The organism is Psychrobacter sp. 1U2 (assembly GCF_051847575.1).
On the sequence record NZ_JBPYDC010001196.1, the window covers coordinates 1 to 672 of the forward strand.

The window sequence follows — 672 nt, forward strand, 5'->3', positions numbered from 1 at the left end:
GACTTCATTATTAGCCATCAGCTCTAAAAGATAGCTATCTGAGGTTTGCAGCTTGTCAACCAGATTGAGATGTAGCGCGTCTTCGCCATACCAATGCTCACCAGTCGCCACTTTATCTAAATCTAGTACTGAACGGTAACGATTGACAAAATGCTTAAACAGCTCATGCGTTTGCTCAAGCTCTGCTTGGTATTTGGCACGGTCTTTAGCATCGTTTTCACCAAAGACTGTTACGGTACGTTTGTAATCACCAGCGGTAAACATCTCATAATCAACATCGTGGTTTTTGAGCCATTTATGAAAGTTTGGCAGTTGTGACACCACACCGATTGAGCCGATCACAGCGAACGGTGCTGCTACTATATTGTCAGCGACACAGGCCATCATATAACCACCACTGGCGGCAACTTTATCCACACATACAGTCAACTTAAGACCCGCATCTTTTAGCCGTGCTAGCTGCGCTGCGGCAAGCCCATACCCATGCACCAAGCCGCCAGGAGATTCAAGACGTACAACGACCTCATCGCCTTCGTTAGCCGTACTTATCAGCGTACTAATCTCCTCACGCAAATGCTTGACAGCAGACGCTTTGATATCGCCATCAAAGTCGATCACAAATACCTGTTGGCCTTTATTTTTACCTTTGGCTTTATCCTTTAGAGCTTGCTT

At 45.8% G+C, this 672-nt stretch carries 1 protein-coding gene; it reads right to left on the minus strand.

Annotated elements, in window-relative coordinates; all coding sequences use genetic code 11:
• Positions 1-672 (minus strand): protease SohB (gene sohB / locus ACS8FD_RS21170; RefSeq protein ID WP_439277315.1); only part of this gene is annotated, 672 nt, incomplete at both ends.